Source organism: Streptomyces sp. (genome assembly GCF_050698815.1).
GTDB lineage: Bacteria > Actinomycetota > Actinomycetes > Streptomycetales > Streptomycetaceae > Streptomyces.
In genome coordinates, this window is record NZ_JBOHCV010000759.1 from 1 (window position 1) to 13,777 (window position 13,777).

A 13,777-nucleotide genomic window follows, 5' to 3' on the forward strand; every position below is an offset into this window, starting at 1 on the left:
CCGACCTCGGCCCGGAGGAACTCGCCAACGCCCGTACGGTGATCGGCGTCGGCAAGGGCGCCCAGATTCCCGAACAGGGCCAGGTCATCGCACTGATGACGGCGATGCAGGAGTCGAAGTTCGTCAACTACCTGGAGCCCGTCGACCACGACTCACTCGGGATCTTCCAGCAGCGGCCGAGCACCGGCTGGGGCACGCCCGAACAGATCACGGACGTCCCGACCTCGTCGAAGTCCTTCTACGGAGTGGCCCCGTTCGGCAGCAGCCCCGGGCTGATCCAGATCGCCGGCTGGGAAACCAGGCCCCCCGGCGACGTCTGCCAGGCCGTCCAGGGATCGGCCTTCCCCGACCGTTACGCCACCTGTCAGCTCCACGATGAACACCGGAAGTTAGGGATTCAACCTGTCGCGGATTCTCCCGCCGAATATCCTCCGAGCAGACCGGCATATGCCAAACTCATACGCCCCCTCGCGATCGCGGGGCGAATCCGGGGGACGGAAGGGGAAGAATGGGGTCCCTGTGCCAGGCGATTCGGATTGCAGGTTCCGGTCGGACTTGGCGCTGAGTAAGGTGTGCCTTGCTGCCGGGTGCTGGAGATGATTCCCGGTTGAATTCGGCATGTCCGGATTGTGCGCTTGCGGGCAGCGGTGTCAGGCAGGGACGGCAGATTCGGCAGGGGAGCATGACCGCTGGCTTTTTCGAAGGGCAGTACGTATGGCATCCGGCGGCCGATGACCGTCAGCTGGCGCGAGCATGCGTGGACGTGCGCGCGGGCCGCTACCTGAGCGCACACGAGGCGCTCGTGGACGCCCGCAGAGATTTCGGCTTGCGTGCCCACCGGTCGCTCGTGCTGGCATCGGAGGCGGCCGACTCGGACCTGGCGGAGCGCTGGCTGTCCGAGGAGCCGAGCACGGAGTCGACGCTGCTGTGGGCGCGAGTGGCCGTGCTGAGGGCGTTGCGCGCGGCCGACACACACAACCGGCACGCCGTCGACCTGGGACGCATCGCGTTCGCGGCCTGCCATCGGGCGGCGCTGATGGCTCCCAGGGACCCCACACCATGGGTGACCGAACTGGCACTGTCCCGGCTGCAGCGGCCTCGCGATCCGGCACCCCAGGGACTGCTCACCGCACCACCCGGCCCGTGGACGCTGCTCTCGCACATCCTCCGGCTGGACCCCCTGCACCGCGAGGCCCACCACCGGTTCCTGGCCTTCTTCTTCGCCCGCCACGGCGGTTCGACCAACGCGGCCTGGGACGTCGCCGCGTTCCTGGGCCAGCGGGCCCCCGCCTCCTCCGCGCTGCGCCTGCTGCCTCTGGTGGCCCTGATCGAGGAGCACGACCCCTCCTCGCAGCTGGCGAGCCGCACCTGGGAACAGCCCCAGTGGAAGGCGACAGCGCTGGGCGTCTACCAGCACTGGCTTCCCGAAGTGGCGGACTACGAGTTCACCCCGGTACTGGACCTGGCGTATCTGGCGCACGCCCTGTTCATGGCGCAGTGCGAGTTCGAGGCGAGACCGGTCTTCGCGGCCATGGGCCCGTATGCCTCCCGGATGCCGTGGAGCGCGCTGGGCGACCCCGAGGAGCAACTGTCCAACGCCAGGCTCGCGTGCGGACTCCCGGTCCCGGGCGCCACCTGACCCGCACCGCCCCGGCACGGCGGGGCTGTTGACGGCCGACCAGAAGCATCAATGACATGACCCCGTCACGACCCCGAGCCCGGACCTGAAGCCCGTCCGAGACCTTGCCCGTCCCCCCACCAGAAAGGTTCGACAGTGTCCGACTCCGCATTTCTCGCTCGCACGAGGACACGAAAGCGAGAAACACCCGTCGCGCTCGACGATGACGCGACACTGCACGCCATGGGTTATCCGCGGAAACTCACCCGCCGGTTCCGGGCGTTCGACAATTTCGCGATCTCCTTCACGATCATCAACATCATCTCCGGAATCTTCTCCGCCTTCGGTTTCGGGTTGAACGCCGGCGGCCCGCGAATTCTCGTATTCGGCTGGATCGGCGTTTCCGTCATGGTGCTGTTCATCGCAGCAGCGATGGCGGAAATCTCCTCCGCCTATCCCACGAGCGGCGCTCTGTACTTCTCCGCCGGCAAACTGGCGAAGCGTCACAAGGGCGCCTGGTCCTGGTACACGGGCTGGCTGAACTTCGTCGGCCAGGTCGGTGGGACCGCCGCCACGGGGTGGGCCGCTGCCACTTTCATCCAGGCGTTCATCGCGATGCAATGGCCTTCCTATGAAGTGTCGGCACAGCGCACGGTGCTCATCACCGGGGTGATCGTGCTGTTCCAGGCGCTGGCCAACACCTACACCGTGCACCTGGTCGCCATCCTGAACCGCATCTCCGTGTGGTGGCTGCTGGTCGGCATGGTAGTGATCGTCACGGCACTGACAGTGATCCCCTCGCACCACCAGTCGGCCTCGTTCGTGACGCACTTCGCCAACAACACCGGATTCACGAACGGCATTTACGGTGCCATGCTGGGACTGCTCGTCACCAGCTGGACCTTTACCGGCTTCGACGGCAGTTTCCACATGTCCGAGGAGACGGTGCAGGCCACCGTGAACGCGCCGAAGGGCATCATGCGGGCGGTCGGCTACTCCGCGATCACCGGACTGATCCTCATGCTCGCCCTGGTGTACGCGATCCGTGACTACGCGGACACGGCAGCGGCCACGGCACCGGCCGTGCAGGTACTTATCGATGCGCTTGGCATGGGCACGGCCAAACTCCTTCTGCTGATCGTCATCGGTGCCATGCTCTTTTGCGGCCTGGCCAACATGACCAGCAACACCCGGCAGATCTTCGCCTTTTCCCGGGACGGCGCCATGCCGGGTTCCCGCTGGTGGCACTCGGTCTCCGCGCGTACCCGCACACCTGTCAAGGCGGTGTGGCTGGCCGCGGCCTGCTCCATGGTGCTGGTCATCCCCGGCTGGTGGTCACAGACGGCCTTCACCGCCATCGTCAGCGTCAACGTCGTGGGGCTCTTCCTCGCCTACGGCGTGCCCATCTACCTGCGCCTCCGGCTGAACGACTTCGAGCCCGGCCCGTGGAGCCTGGGGCGCTACGGCAAGCTGATCGGGACCGTCGCCGTAATCTGGATCCTGGTCAGCAACGTGCTGTTCATGCTTCCGCACGCCTCACCGATCACCGCTTCCACGTTCAACTACGCGCCGGTCGCGCTCGCGGTGGTGCTGCTCATCGCCACGGTGTGGTGGTTCGCCACCGCCCGCCGGCGCTTCCAGGGACCCGTCAGCTACGGCAGCCCCGACGAAGTGGCCGCGATGGACCTGATCTGACCACGACCGCACTCCACCCCACGGGAAAGGACGAACAGAAGGTATGAACCCCCTCGGCGACGACGCCCCGTATCAGCCCTCCACCTCCGCGCACCCGGCTACCGCCGCGGCACCCTCGGGTGCCGCCTCCGGCGGGAGCACCGCCAACGGCGCGGGTGAACTGAAGGTCACCCGCGCTTCGTTGGAGGAGTGGCACCAAGTGGTGGAGTGGGCCGCCGAGGAGGAGTGGAACCCGGGCCAGGGCGATACGGCCTGTTTCCACGCCACCGACCCCGAAGGCTTCTTCATCGGCCGCCTGGCAGGCCGGCCGGTCTCCGCGGTCTCGGTCGTCAACTACTCCGAACAGTTCGCGTTCCTCGGGTACTACCTGGTCCACCCCGACCACCGGGGACGCGGACTGGGCATGGCCACCTGGCGCGCGGCGGTGCCGCACGCCGGGAACCGCACCATCGGGCTGGACGCCGTCCCTGCCCAGGAGGCGACCTACCAGCGCTCCGGTTTCAGCGCCGTCCACCGCACCAGCCGCTACGCCGGCCGGCCCAGCCGGGCCGGCGCCCCGTCAGCCGTCGTGGTGCCGGTGACCGAGGCGCATCTGGACGCCATCGCCGCTTACGACCGGCAGTGCTTCCCCGCCGACCGGCGGGCCTTCCTCGGCCGCTGGCTGACCGCCGCGGGGCACACCGCCTACGTATGTCCCCGCGACGGCGGCATCGCCGGTTACGGGGTGATCCGCCCGGCCCGCGACGGCCGGCGTATCGGGCCCCTCTTCGCCGACACCTCCGACGTCGCCGCAGCCCTGTTGGATGCCCTTTGTACACACCTCGGCCCGGCCGAGGAGACCTGCATCGACGTCCCCGAGGCCCACGACGCGGCCCGCTCACTGGCCGCATCCCGCGGCCTGGAACCCCGCTCCCACACCGTGCGGATGTACGCCGGCACCGCACCCACGATGCGAGGAGAACACGTCTTCGGCGTCACCAGTCTCGAACTCGGCTGACGGCGGGAGCCGGCGTTTCAGCGCGGGCGCGGCACGGCATGGGCGAAAACACCGGCGGAACGCCGCGCGGATCTCGGCAGCCGCTGTGCGGTGCGGCAGGGTGGGGGTGTGCAGGCAGACCCCCTCGCCGACCATCCTGACAGGCTGTCAGGAGAGTCGGAGTGCGTGGCGTCGGATCTGCCACGCCCCGTACCGCCCCGCCGGAGCACGTCGAGATCACCAACCCGCGATTCCTGCTCTGACCTGTAGTAATACTGGTCGGAGCGACAGCTGCTAGCTCACTCGGAGGTACCGATGAAGATGCTGATCAACGTACCGGAGAACGTCGTCCCGGACGCACTGCGGGGGATGGCCGCCGCACATCCCGAGCTGACCGTCGACGTGGACAACCGCGTCGTCGTACGCCGGGACGCACCGGTGGCCGACAAGGTCGGCCTCGTCTCCGGCGGCGGCTCCGGACACGAACCGCTGCACGGCGGCTTCGTGGGACCCGGCATGCTGGACGCCGCTTGTCCGGGAGCCATCTTCACTTCCCCGGTCCCGGAGCAGATGGTCCGGGCGGCGACCGCCGTGGACAGCGGCAAGGGCGTCCTCTTCGTCGTGAAGAACTACACCGGTGACGTGCTGAACTTCGACATGGCCGCCGAGCTGGCCGAGGACGAGGGCATCCAGATCGCGAAGGTCCTGGTGCAGGACGATGTCGCCGTGACCGACAGCACCTTCACGGCCGGGCGGCGTGGCACCGGTGCGACGCTGTTCGTCGAGAAGCTGGCCGGGGCGCTCGCCGAGGAAGGTGCGCCGCTGGAGCGGGTGGAGTCCATGGCCCGTCAGGTGGCCGACACCACCCGGAGCTTCGGCGTGGCGCTGCACCCCTGCACGACCCCTTCCAAGGGCAGCCCGACCTTCGACCTGCCCGCCGGTGAGCTGGAGCTGGGCATCGGCATCCACGGCGAGCCGGGGCGCGAGCGCCGCCCGATGATGACGTCCGGCGAGATCGCCGATTTCGCGGTGGACGCCGTGCTCTCCGACCTGGAGTCGGACAAGCCCGTGCTGGTCCTGGTCAACGGCATGGGCGGCACGCCGCTGATCGAACTGTACGGTTTCTGCGCCGAGGTCAGCCGCGTCCTGGAAGAGCGCCGGGTGCCGGTGGCCCGTACGCTCGTCGGCAATTACGTCACGTCGCTCGACATGGCGGGTGCGTCGGTGACACTGTGCCGGGCTGACGAGGAGATGCTGCGGTTGTGGGACGCGCCGGTCAGTACGCCGGGGCTGCGCTGGGGCCGTTGAGCAATGAGCAATGAGCACCGGTCCGGGCATCGGGCACCGTCCGGGTGCCCGCCTCGCCGTCCGGGCCTCGTGAAAGGGAGTTGTCTTGACCGACCTGACCGATGAGCTGGACGCCGGCACCGTCTTCCGCTGGCTCACCGCCGCCGCGGCCTCCGTGGAGCGCGAAGCCGATGTGCTCACCGAACTGGACTCGGCCATCGGCGACGCGGACCACGGCAGCAACCTGCACCGAGGCTTCTCCGCCGTGGTGACCGCCCTGGGGAAGGAGTCGCCGGGCACGCCAGGAGCCGTGCTCGTGCTGTCGGGCCGTCAGTTGGTCTCCAGCGTCGGCGGCGCCTCTGGACCGCTGTACGGCACGCTGCTGCGGCGTACGGGCAAAGCACTCGGTGAGGCTGAGCGGGTGACCGGCGGTCAGCTGGCCGAGGCGCTGCGCGTCGGCGTCGACGCCGTGGCGCAGCTCGGCGGCGCCGCGCGGGAGGACAAGACGATGCTGGACGCGCTCTACCCGGCCGTCGAGGCCCTTGCCGCCGCCGGCCCCGACCCCTACGGAGCCGCGCGTACCGCCGCGGACGACGGGGCGCAGGCCACCATTCCGATGCTGGCACGCAAGGGGCGGGCCAGCTATCTCGGCGAGCGGAGCATCGGCCACAAGGACCCCGGTGCGGCCTCCTCCGCGCTGCTGATCACCGCTCTGGCCGAGGTGGTTGTCGCCGATGAGTGAGCAGCAGGACAAGAGCACGCCGCCGCGGGTCGGCATCGTGCTGGTCTCGCACAGCAAGGAGGTAGCCGATTCGGTCGCGCGCCTCGCCATCGGGCTCGCAGCGGGCCGGGACAGCGCGCCGGTGGCCGGCGCGGGAGGCGGACCGGACGGTGGTCTGGGCACCAGCGCCGAACTCATCAGCTCCGCCGCGCACCGGGTCGAGAACGGGGCCGGTGTCGCCGTCCTGGTCGACCTCGGCAGCGCCGTACTGACGGTCAAGGTACTGCTGGCCGAGGGAGACGATCTGCCCGAGAACTCCCGGCTGGTGGACGCGCCCCTGGTCGAGGGTGCGATCGCGGCGGTCGTCGCCTCGGCGGGCGGCGCGGACCTTGAAACCGTCGCGGCGGCGGCCGAGGAGGCGTACCACTTCCGCAAGCTCTGAGCGGCACCCCGTTCATACCGCCGTGCGGGCCGGCGCGGACCGTGCGGCCACGCACGGCAGTATGCGGCCACGCACGGCAGTATGACGCTGCCTTACGGAGCGCCGCCACGGCTCCGCAGCGCGGGGGCTTCCACCGCGCCCGGCGCGGCCGTGGTGTGCTCGTCCAGGTCCTCGCCGGCCACCTGCCGCGCCCACGCCGTCAGTCCGGCGACGTCCACACCGTACGGGGCCCGCTGCCGGTAGGGCTCGATACCCTCGGCGCCCCGCAGCAGCAGACGGGCGCCGCCCGTCGTGTTGCCGCGGGCGAGGTGCGTGATACCGACCGCGAGCTGGGCGAGCCCCTTCCACAGCGCCCGCTCCCCCGGCGGCGACGCCTTCCAGGCGTCCTCCAGCACCTCATGGGCATGGAAGGGCATCCCGAGGTCCAGCAGCCGCTGCGCCTCGTCCAGGCTCTGCCCGGGAGAACGCGGCACGCCCTCGGGCTGCCGGGCGACTCCTTCCTGCCCGTAGGGGAGCGGCCTGCCCAGACCGTCGCGGGGCCGCGCGCTGCGCGCCTTGCCCTCCGGGTCACGGTCGCGTTCGCGGTCACGGTCAGGGCCGGGCACGATCGCCGCCTGCCGGGTTGCCGGGAGCGGCGGCGAGTCCGCAGTGCTCGCACTCCTCGCGGGACGGGTCCGCTCGCAGCCGGCCGCACTCGTCACATACCTGACTCAGCCAGCACGCCGCCTCACCGCCCTGCTCGTACTGCTGACGCTGCGTCTCGTGCATGCTGCTCCTCTCGCTGAGCGGGGCGGCGTCACCGGGCCACGAGAGCGTCGGTGACGGGCACGTCGGTGTCGCCGAGTTTCTTCGCGTCGACCGGCCGCCCGGAGGTCACCAGGGTACGGATCTGGTCGGTGACGTCCCAGATGTTGACGTTCATTCCGGCCAGTACGCGTCCGCCGGCGAGCCAGAACGCGATGAACTCGCCGGAACCGACGTCGCCGCGGAAGACCACTTGGTCGTAGGCGCCGGGCTCGACGTAGCCGGTGTACTCCATTCCCAGGTCGTACTGGTCGGTGAAGAAGTACGGCACCCGGTCGTAGGTGACGTCCTGGCCGAGCATCGACCGGGCCGCGGTCCCGGGCTGGTTCAGGGCGTTGGCCCAGTGCTCGACGCGGATGTGCGTGCCCAGCAGCGGGTGGAAGGCGCTGGCGACGTCGCCGGCGGCGTAGATGTCCGGGTCGGACGAGCGCAGCCGGGCATCGACACGGACGCCGTCGTCCACGTCCAGACCGGCCGCGGTGGCCAGCCGGGTGTTGGGGGTGATGCCCACGCCGACGATGACGGCGTCGGCCTCGATGCGGCTGCCGTCTGCGAGCAGCACGCCCGTCGCCCGGCCGTCGGTACCGGTGATCTCCGCGACCCGCACCCCGCAGCGGAGGTCGACTCCCTGACCGGTGTGCAGGTCGGCGAAGACCTGGGAGACCTCGGGGCCGAGCACCCGCAGCAGCGGGAGCTCGGCCGCCTCCAGCACGCTCACCTCGACACCGGCGGCGCGGGCGGCGGCCGTGGTCTCCAGACCGATCCAGCCGGCACCGATCACCACGACCCTGGACGCGGTGCGGAAGGTCTCCTTGAGGCGGTCGCTGTCCGCGAGCCGTCGCAGGTAGAGAACCCCGTCGAGGTCCGCCCCGGGCACCGGCAGCCGGCGGGGTGCGGAGCCGGTCGCCAGCAGCAGCTTGGAGTAGGGGAGGCCGCTGTCGTCCCCGAGAGTCACCTGGTGACCGGCCGCGTCGATGCCGGTCACCTCGAGCCCGAGCCTGAGATCGACGTCGTGCTCCGCGTACCACTGGGGCGGATGGACGTACACGTCCTCCTGCGGGGACTTGCCCAGCAGATACTCCTTCGACAGCGGCGGACGCTCGTAGGGACGCTCGTTCTCGTCACCGAGCAGCACGAGGGGGCCGTCGAAGCCCTCCTCGCGCAGCGCTTCCGCTGCCTTCGCACCGGCCAGACCCGCACCGGCGATCACGATCGGGGTGTTCGCGGCCATCCTCAGCTCCTCAGCTGTCTCGTTCGACTTTGCCCGCACGTGGCGGCGATCTTCTCACCAGGCCGGTTCCGGACCGCCGAAGACATCTCGGCCGGCCGGCCGAACGCGGCCGGTTCAGCTACGGCGGGTCCGGTGGTACGGCCCGCAGTTCGACGCAGCACCGGCCGGGGCCGGGCGCCAGCACCGCTTCGGTCCGGGGTGCTTCCAGGCCGGTGAGGAATCCGTCGAGATAGGCATGGTTGACGGCGCACACGAGCTCGGGCGAGCGCGCGGCGAGGGGGTGGAAGGGGCAGTTGAGCAGCCGGAGTCCGGTGCGGCCCCGGCGCTGGGGTTCGAAGCCGCAGCGTTCCAGCGCGCTCTCGCTCAGAGTGACGGCGCGTTCGGGGCCGAGCCGGCCCGGACGGGTGCGGGCACGTTCGGCGGCTCCCAGGTCGTGGCCCCGCCGCTGCGCGCTGCGCAGCGCCGCCGCGCGTGCGTCTTCCCCGGGTTCACCGGTGAGGACTGCGTCCACCAGGATCTCGGCGAGCATGTCGGGACGGCGCTCGGGGATGCTGACGCGGAAGTGCGCGTCGGTCGGCTCGTAGACCTTCGGCTTGCGGCCGACCCTCCGGAGGCCGCCCGGGTTCTCGTAGCGGGTGCGCAGCAGTCCGGCGGCCACGAGCTTGTCCAGATGAAAGGCCGCCAGCTTGACCGAGACCCCGGCGTCGGAAGCCGCTTCCTCTCGGGTCACCGGCCGGTGGGCACGCCGCGTGAACCCGTACATCCGGCGGCGCAGGCCGTCCGCGAGGGCCGAGACCGCCACGACGTTCTCGTCGTCCGTGCGGTCAGGTGAAGGCGAAGTCCGGTCGGCAGCCACGTCCCCAAGATAACGCCAACTCCCGCATGTGCAATGCTGCACGCGCATCAGTACTTGACGGGTGCTCCGGATAAAACCAATACTCGCTCGTGAAACCGAGGAGAGGGCAGGGCATGACGCAGCGAGTCGGCACCATGGACGTGGCCACACCGGACAGGGAGCCCCCGCCGCTCGGGCCGGCACCGTTGCACGTCGCACGCGAGCCGGACGCGGACGGCGTGGACCTGGAAGCGGCCACGCGGGCCGCCGCACGGTTCCTGAACGCCCTCGGCGTCCGCACCGACACCGAGAGCCTGCAGGGCACTCCGGGCCGGATGGCGCGTGCCTACTCCGAGCTCTTCGCCTCCCGCCCCTTCGACCTCACCACGTTCCCCAACGACGAGGGCTACGACGAGCTCGTGCTGGTCCGCGGCATACCCGTGCGTTCGGTGTGCGAGCACCACCTGCTGCCCTTCACCGGCACCGCTCACGTCGGCTATCTGCCCGGCCAACGCCTTCTCGGCCTCTCCAAACTGGCACGCGTCGTCGAACACTTCGCCTGCCGGCCGCAGGTGCAGGAACGCCTCACCAAACAGGTCGCCGGCTGGCTCGAGGCCCAGCTCGCCCCCAAGGGCGTCGGCGTCATCATCGAAGCCGAACACAGCTGTATGACCCTGCGGGGCGTCCAGGCCACCGGCTCGGCCACCATCACCTCCGCGCTGCTCGGCCTGCTCCGGGACGACGCCCGCTCACGAAGCGAGTTCCTCTCCCTGACCGCCGGCACCGCGTGACCCCACCGTGGCGCACTCCCCGTACGCACCCTCACCGCCGGCCGATCCCCTCGAACCACGTGGGCGCGTCCGCACTGGCCTGCTTGATGCGGGTCACGGCGAACTCCTCCATGGGCGGCAGCACGTCCATTCCGAACCAGCCCACCTCGAGCGACTCGTCGTCGTTGACCTTCGCCTCTCCTCCGGTGGCACGGCAGCGGAAGCAGATGTCCATGAACTGGCACACGTCACCGTTGGGATAGGTGACCGGCCGCTCCATCGCCTGTACGAGGACGACGCGTTCGGCCACGCACCGCACGGCGGTCTCCTCATGCACCTCACGCAGGGCAGCTGCGGCGGGCTGTTCGCCCGGCTCGGGAATGCCACCGATGATCGACCAGCGTCCGTTGTCGGCGCGCCTGCCGAGCAGCACGCGGCCCTCGTCGTCGAAGACGACGGCGCTGACGCCGGGCAGATAGAGCAGCTGGTGACCCGCACTCGCGCGGATCTCGCGGATGAAATCGGGTGTGGACATGATCCCGACCCTACGCGTGTGCCGGACACTCCGGCCGACGTCCCCGCACCGCACCATCCACATCGTCCCTGCGCACACCATCCACAAGTCCCTTGGTACGCACTACGGTTGGCACCTGTGGACGGGTGCGGCGGGGAGCGCCCGCGCGGGGACATCAGGGGCCGGGGGGTCACAGGGGAATGACGTCACCGGTGCTCGGGTTATCGGCCGTACGGGAACGCGAGAGCGGTGCTCCCGATGTCACCGGCGTGCTGGTGCTCGGCGCCTGCGCGGGCTGGGCGCTGATCACCGCCGCGGGGCGGGACGCCCGTCCCGAGGGCGTACTGCTCGCCGTACTGGCGGTCGGCGCCGGCTACGCCTGCGGGCGCATCACGGGCTCGCTGCTGCCCGTCGGCGCCGGGACTCTCGCGGCGCTCGGGGGCCTGTGCCTGGGCCTGTTCGGACCGCAGTCCTCGCGGGCCCTGCCGGGTGCGCTGGAATTCTCGGGACCCGCCGGGCGTACAGGCGTGACCGCCGCGCTGCTCACACTCGCCGTCGGCGCGGCCTGCTGCGCCGCGTGGGCGACGACGGCGCGGCCGGTGCGGCTGGCGCTGCGGCTGCTGGCGGCGGGCACGGTCGTGGCGGCCCTGCTGGTGGGTACGCCCGCGGGGTTCGGGGCGGCGCTGGCGGTACTGCTGTGCTCACTCGCGGCGGGCAGGCTGCGGCGCCGGCTGTGGTGGCTGGCCACGCTGGCCCTGGTCGCCGCCGCCGTCATGGGCCTGACCTGGGCGGTGGCACAGGGCGTACTGCCGGCCGGCCTGGCCTCAGCGCTGGAGGGACAGCTGACCGAGCACCGGGTCGCGCTGTGGCAGGACGCCCTCACCGTCACCCGGGAGCATCCGCTGTTCGGCTCGGGACCCGACACCTTCGGTGACCTGAGCCCGGCAAACCAGGCGGACATCCGCTCCGACGGCAGACCGCACTCCGCGCCGCTTCAGCTCGCCGCGGAGCAGGGGCTGCCCGGGCTGGCGCTGCTCGCGGCGGTGTACGGGTGGCTGCTGCTGGCCTTGTGGGCCTCACCGCGCCCGACGCCCGTGGTGCTCACCGCCGGCGCGGCGCTCTCGGCTCTGGCCGCGCTCGCCAGCATCGGCAACGCGCTGAGCTTCACGCAGGTCACGGCGGGCGCCGGGCTGCTCGCGGGGATCGCCTGCGCACGACAGCTCAGCTGAGGACCCCGGACCGGTTCAACCGCCCGCGGATGGTACGTACGGCCGCCTCGGCATCGTCCACCGTGACGGTGAACGTACGTCCGTCGCCCAGCCGCAGCAGGACACCCTCACCCCGGCGCACGACGACAGCGGTGCCCTTGCCCGGCCGCCACCGGTAGCCCCAGCCGCCCCACTGCCGGGGACAGACGCTGTGCGCGACCTCGGCGTCGACGACCTCGCCGAGCGGAATGCGGCGGCGCGGTACCCCGACGTGGCCGCAGCGCACCTCCAGCGCCTCGCCGTCGACCCGCACCCGCACCTGCACGAAGGCGAGGGTGCCGAAGAGTCCCAGCACCCCGGCGGCGAGGCAGCCGACGACGGACATGAGCAGCGGCGCGCTGCCCAGGTCCCATCCGGTCTCCACGCCCAGGGCGATGCCCAGCGCCACACAGCCCGCACCCAGCGCGGCCAGCAGCCACTGGATGCGGTTGGTCGCCCGTCCGGTCCACACCTCGACCGGCGGCGACGGTGCTCGCGAGTGGTCGCTCATGCAGCGCAGGGTACGCCCGGCCGTGAACGGTGGCACGGGCATGATGCCCGGCTTCACCCGCGGCGGTCGCGCGGTTACGGGTCGTGGGGTTACGGGATGGCGGTGGCGGCGGCGAGCAGCCGCCCCTCCGCGTAGGTACGTGCCGCTTCGGGCAGTTCCGCCCTCCGCCCGCCGAGCAGGACGGTGAGGCCGCCGGAGGGCGCCGCGTCCGGATCGGGGACGGCTCCGAGCCGGCGAAGGGCCTGGGCGGCGACCGCGCCGGCGGAGCCGTACAGGGCGGGCCGGGGACCGTCGGCCGGCCCGACGGCGGCGCGGATGCGTTCCCCGACGAGTTCGTAGTGGGTGCAGCCCAGCACGACGGACCGCACGCCGGGCGGGGTCAGGGCCGCCGCGGCGGCGAGGGCGACATCGACGGCGTCCTCCCGTGCGCCTTCGACGGCGTCGGCGAGACCGTGGCAGGGCACCTCGGTGACCTGGGCGTCGCGGCCGAACTCGGCGATGAGGCGGCGCTGGTAGGTGCTGCCGGTGGTGGCCGGGGTGGCCCAGACGGCGACGGGTCCGCCGTCGCCTACGGCCGGTTTGACCGCCGGTACGGTGCCGATCACGGGCAGACCCGGCTCCAGCTCCGCGCGGAGTGCGGGCAGCGCGTGCACGGAGGCGGTGTTGCAGGCGACGATCAGGGCGTCGGGTTCGTGCACGGCGGCGGCCCGGGCGCAGGCCAGGGCGTGCGCGGTGATGTCCTCGGTGGTGCGGGGCCCCCACGGCATGCTGTCCGGGTCGCTGGAAAGCACCAGATCGGCGTCGGGCCGCGCCTTGCGTACTGCCGCGGCGGCGGCCAGCAGGCCGAGTCCCGAGTCCAAGAGCGCGATCTTCACGGCAGGCAACTCTAGTCGATGCCCTCTCCGGCCCACCCGCCGGGCAGGGGCGGATCAGCGGGGCGGCGACGCGTCCTGCGAGCGGATCGTCCGCAGGAGTCCTCCGTTCGGATCGTCTGTACGGGTCGTCCCCGCGGCGCGTGGCGAGTTCGGCGGCCCGGCTGCGGCAGACTGCGGCGGATGAGCCCGCTCACCTGGATCGCCGCCGGATCGCTGACCGCCTGGCTCTGGCTGCTGCTGGGTCAGGGCTT

Annotated in this window: 15 protein-coding genes and 1 pseudogene; 9 read left to right on the forward strand and 7 right to left on the reverse strand. The window is 71.2% G+C overall.

Translation table 11 applies throughout. The annotated features are described in order from the left end of the window. The 7 genes and pseudogenes from ACRDP3_RS26975 to ACRDP3_RS27005 form a co-directional block, all read left to right on the forward strand. A pseudogene (locus ACRDP3_RS26975) lies at positions 1-359 on the forward strand (peptidoglycan-binding protein); the annotation flags it as partial. A 323-nt stretch (positions 360-682) separates the two neighbouring features. Beyond that, positions 683-1,639: a hypothetical protein gene (locus ACRDP3_RS26980; RefSeq protein ID WP_431519623.1), complete on the forward strand. Its 957-nt coding sequence runs from the start codon at positions 683-685 to the stop codon at positions 1,637-1,639. Between the two features lie 222 nt (positions 1,640-1,861). Then, a complete protein-coding gene (locus tag ACRDP3_RS26985; protein ID WP_431519624.1) occupies positions 1,862-3,313 on the forward strand; it encodes an amino acid permease in 1,452 nt (483 codons plus the stop codon). Positions 3,314-3,356: 43 nt separating this feature from the next. Beyond that, the gene (locus tag ACRDP3_RS26990; RefSeq protein WP_431519625.1) at positions 3,357-4,310 is read left to right on the forward strand and encodes a GNAT family N-acetyltransferase; all 954 of its coding nucleotides are present in this window, start codon (positions 3,357-3,359) and stop codon (positions 4,308-4,310) included. Between the two features lie 294 nt (positions 4,311-4,604). After that, on the forward strand, positions 4,605-5,597 hold the full coding sequence (gene dhaK, locus ACRDP3_RS26995; protein ID WP_431519626.1) for a dihydroxyacetone kinase subunit DhaK: 993 nt from the start codon (positions 4,605-4,607) through the stop codon (positions 5,595-5,597). An 85-nt stretch (positions 5,598-5,682) separates the two neighbouring features. Beyond that, on the forward strand, positions 5,683-6,318 hold the full coding sequence (dhaL, locus tag ACRDP3_RS27000) for a dihydroxyacetone kinase subunit DhaL (RefSeq protein ID WP_431519627.1): 636 nt from the start codon (positions 5,683-5,685) through the stop codon (positions 6,316-6,318). Beyond that, positions 6,311-6,739 (forward strand): PTS-dependent dihydroxyacetone kinase phosphotransferase subunit DhaM, encoded by a 429-nt coding sequence (locus tag ACRDP3_RS27005; RefSeq protein WP_431519628.1) that lies wholly within the window; start codon positions 6,311-6,313, stop codon positions 6,737-6,739. The genes dhaL and ACRDP3_RS27005 overlap by 8 nt, the downstream gene beginning before the upstream one ends. Positions 6,740-6,831: 92 nt before the next feature. On the opposite strand, the gene ACRDP3_RS27010 is transcribed toward ACRDP3_RS27005, so the two are convergent. The 4 genes from ACRDP3_RS27010 to ACRDP3_RS27025 all read right to left on the reverse strand — a co-directional run bounded on the left by ACRDP3_RS27010 (position 6,832) and on the right by ACRDP3_RS27025 (position 9,630). Next, positions 6,832-7,344 carry a DUF309 domain-containing protein gene (locus ACRDP3_RS27010; protein ID WP_431519629.1) on the reverse strand — a complete coding sequence of 171 codons (513 nt, stop codon included), beginning with the start codon at positions 7,342-7,344 and terminating at the stop codon, positions 6,832-6,834. Beyond that, on the reverse strand, positions 7,331-7,507 hold the full coding sequence (locus tag ACRDP3_RS27015) for a hypothetical protein (protein WP_431519630.1): 177 nt from the start codon (positions 7,505-7,507) through the stop codon (positions 7,331-7,333). Before ACRDP3_RS27015 ends, ACRDP3_RS27010 begins: the two co-directional genes overlap by 14 nt. Positions 7,508-7,535: 28 nt before the next feature. Continuing rightward, positions 7,536-8,774 carry an NAD(P)/FAD-dependent oxidoreductase gene (locus ACRDP3_RS27020; protein ID WP_431519631.1) on the reverse strand — a complete coding sequence of 413 codons (1,239 nt, stop codon included), beginning with the start codon at positions 8,772-8,774 and terminating at the stop codon, positions 7,536-7,538. A gap of 118 nt (positions 8,775-8,892) precedes the next feature. After that, complete coding sequence (locus tag ACRDP3_RS27025; protein ID WP_431519632.1) at positions 8,893-9,630, reverse strand: helix-turn-helix transcriptional regulator; 738 nt, start codon at positions 9,628-9,630, stop codon at positions 8,893-8,895. Positions 9,631-9,743: 113 nt separating this feature from the next. On the opposite strand from ACRDP3_RS27025, the gene folE reads away from it, so the two are divergent. Next, a complete protein-coding gene (gene folE / locus ACRDP3_RS27030; protein ID WP_431519633.1) occupies positions 9,744-10,400 on the forward strand; it encodes a GTP cyclohydrolase I FolE in 657 nt (218 codons plus the stop codon). Positions 10,401-10,431: 31 nt separating this feature from the next. On the opposite strand, the gene ACRDP3_RS27035 is transcribed toward folE, so the two are convergent. Continuing rightward, the gene (locus ACRDP3_RS27035) at positions 10,432-10,914 is read right to left on the reverse strand and encodes an NUDIX hydrolase (RefSeq protein WP_431519634.1); all 483 of its coding nucleotides are present in this window, start codon (positions 10,912-10,914) and stop codon (positions 10,432-10,434) included. Positions 10,915-11,093: 179 nt separating this feature from the next. On the opposite strand from ACRDP3_RS27035, the gene ACRDP3_RS27040 reads away from it, so the two are divergent. Continuing rightward, positions 11,094-12,122 carry an O-antigen ligase family protein gene (locus ACRDP3_RS27040; RefSeq protein WP_431519635.1) on the forward strand — a complete coding sequence of 343 codons (1,029 nt, stop codon included), beginning with the start codon at positions 11,094-11,096 and terminating at the stop codon, positions 12,120-12,122. Here ACRDP3_RS27040 and ACRDP3_RS27045 read toward each other — a convergent pair. Then, positions 12,115-12,651 (reverse strand): hypothetical protein, encoded by a 537-nt coding sequence (locus ACRDP3_RS27045; protein ID WP_431519636.1) that lies wholly within the window; start codon positions 12,649-12,651, stop codon positions 12,115-12,117. The two genes, ACRDP3_RS27040 and ACRDP3_RS27045, sit on opposite strands and share 8 nt — an antisense overlap. An 89-nt stretch (positions 12,652-12,740) precedes the next feature. Then, positions 12,741-13,526 (reverse strand): glutamate racemase, encoded by a 786-nt coding sequence (locus ACRDP3_RS27050; protein WP_431519637.1) that lies wholly within the window; start codon positions 13,524-13,526, stop codon positions 12,741-12,743. Positions 13,527-13,777 lie beyond the last annotated feature (251 nt).

Excerpts from the sequence above, each read along its gene's own strand:
- ACRDP3_RS27035 (WP_431519634.1), bottom strand. The coding sequence starts at position 10,914 with ATGTCCACACCCGATTTCATCCGCGAGATCCGCGCGAGTGCGGGTCAC.
- ACRDP3_RS27040 (WP_431519635.1), top strand. The coding sequence starts at position 11,094 with ATGACGTCACCGGTGCTCGGGTTATCGGCCGTACGGGAACGCGAGAGC.
- ACRDP3_RS27005 (WP_431519628.1), top strand. The coding sequence starts at position 6,311 with ATGAGTGAGCAGCAGGACAAGAGCACGCCGCCGCGGGTCGGCATCGTG.
- ACRDP3_RS27045 (WP_431519636.1), bottom strand. The coding sequence starts at position 12,651 with ATGAGCGACCACTCGCGAGCACCGTCGCCGCCGGTCGAGGTGTGGACC.
- ACRDP3_RS27020 (WP_431519631.1), bottom strand. The coding sequence starts at position 8,774 with ATGGCCGCGAACACCCCGATCGTGATCGCCGGTGCGGGTCTGGCCGGT.
- dhaK (WP_431519626.1), top strand. The coding sequence starts at position 4,605 with ATGAAGATGCTGATCAACGTACCGGAGAACGTCGTCCCGGACGCACTG.
- ACRDP3_RS26985 (WP_431519624.1), top strand. The coding sequence starts at position 1,862 with ATGGGTTATCCGCGGAAACTCACCCGCCGGTTCCGGGCGTTCGACAAT.
- ACRDP3_RS26990 (WP_431519625.1), top strand. The coding sequence starts at position 3,357 with ATGAACCCCCTCGGCGACGACGCCCCGTATCAGCCCTCCACCTCCGCG.
- folE (WP_431519633.1), top strand. The coding sequence starts at position 9,744 with ATGACGCAGCGAGTCGGCACCATGGACGTGGCCACACCGGACAGGGAG.
- ACRDP3_RS27015 (WP_431519630.1), bottom strand. The coding sequence starts at position 7,507 with ATGCACGAGACGCAGCGTCAGCAGTACGAGCAGGGCGGTGAGGCGGCG.
- ACRDP3_RS26980 (WP_431519623.1), top strand. The coding sequence starts at position 683 with ATGACCGCTGGCTTTTTCGAAGGGCAGTACGTATGGCATCCGGCGGCC.